The sequence below is a fragment of the Nonomuraea lactucae genome, assembly GCF_003313395.1.
Lineage (GTDB): Bacteria > Actinomycetota > Actinomycetes > Streptosporangiales > Streptosporangiaceae > Nonomuraea > Nonomuraea lactucae.
The window spans coordinates 1-816 of record NZ_QNFZ01000377.1 but is presented as its reverse complement, the minus strand read 5'-3'; the positions used below and the strand labels follow the sequence as shown (position 1 = coordinate 816).

General features: G+C 77.0%; 1 protein-coding gene. It reads right to left on the bottom strand.

The window, feature by feature from the left end:
* Window positions 1-816 (bottom strand): DUF5682 family protein (locus tag DQW85_RS22060; protein ID WP_240197346.1); only part of this gene is annotated, 816 nt, incomplete at both ends.

Genomic DNA, 816 nt, shown 5'->3' with positions numbered 1-816 from the left:
CGAGCCGCGTCGCCTCGATGACGTGCGCCGACGACACGGCCAGCCCCTCGCCGCGCAGCACCGCCGCCGCGGCCGCCAGCCAGCGCTCGACGGGCCGGTCGGGCGCGGTGAACAGGTGGTGGTACCAGCCCGGCGAGCTGATGCCCGCGCCGTAGCCGCTCCACCAGGCCAGCCGCTCGTACGTCCACGGAACCCAGGTCAGCTCGGGCTTGACCCTGGGCAGGCGGCGCAGGAGGGCGTCGTCGGCCCTGGCGGGAGGCAGCGGCCCGGCGAGAGCGGGGACGTGCCAGGCGCCGCAGACGACCGCGATCCGCTGGAAGCCCTGCCTGCGGGCGGCGCGCAGGGTCCTGCGCATGTACGCCTCGCGCCTGGCCTCCCGCTCGTCCGGTTCGTAGCCTTCGCGCACGGCGGCCATGGCCTCGGCGATCACCTCGAACGGCGTGTCGCCCCGGTGCTCGACGGCGTCCTCCCACCAGCGTTCGGGATCGTCGTAACCGGCCGCGGCGGCCAGAGCGCCGACAGGGTCGAGGCGCACGACCTCGGGCCGCACGCCGTCAGGGCCCACGCCCTCGGGACCCGCGCCCTCGGGACCCGCACCGCCGGTGGGCGCCCGGTCTGCCGCCAGGCTGTGGGCCGCGGGCAGGTCGCAGAAGCGCACCGGTACGCCGTTCGCGGCGCCGTACAGGATGGCCTGCCACTCCGGCGAGAACATGGCGAACGGCCAGTACGCCGCGCGCGACGGCGTGCCCGGCACGTGCGCGAGCAGCGCGACCGGCGGCTCCAGCTCCGGCGCGAGCGCCACGAGGCCGTCGGCCT